The organism is Paraburkholderia sp. SIMBA_054, assembly GCF_046534875.1.
Taxonomy (GTDB): domain Bacteria; phylum Pseudomonadota; class Gammaproteobacteria; order Burkholderiales; family Burkholderiaceae; genus Paraburkholderia; species Paraburkholderia hospita.
This window is the reverse complement of sequence record NZ_JAWRXV010000718.1, coordinates 1-274: the sequence shown is the minus strand read 5'-3', so window position 1 is coordinate 274 and position 274 is coordinate 1. Positions and strand designations below refer to the sequence as shown.

Genomic DNA, 274 nt, shown 5'->3' with positions numbered 1-274 from the left:
CCCATGGCCGGAGATCGTATAGGAGACAGGCGGTTTCATATTCGACAATTCCAGAATGCCGTGAAAGCGGACTTTCAGGATTCCGAAACTCACTTTGAGGGCGGCACGTATCTCTGTTTCCGAAATGCGCTCTATATCTTCGCAACCGGGAATGCAGGATTTCAGCGTCTCAATGTCGTTCAACGCATCCCAGACTGCTTGGCGTGGTGCCGCAATCCGCTCTTCTCCGGTCAGGTCCATGCTTCACTCCGAGGTGGATCACCCTAAATTGATC

General features: G+C 52.6%; 1 protein-coding gene. It reads right to left on the bottom strand.

The features are described 5' to 3' along the window. Positions 1–240 (bottom strand): SRPBCC family protein (locus SB822_RS56960; RefSeq protein WP_410859087.1); only part of this gene is annotated, 240 nt, incomplete at its 3' end. Between the last annotated feature and the right edge of the window lie 34 nt (positions 241–274).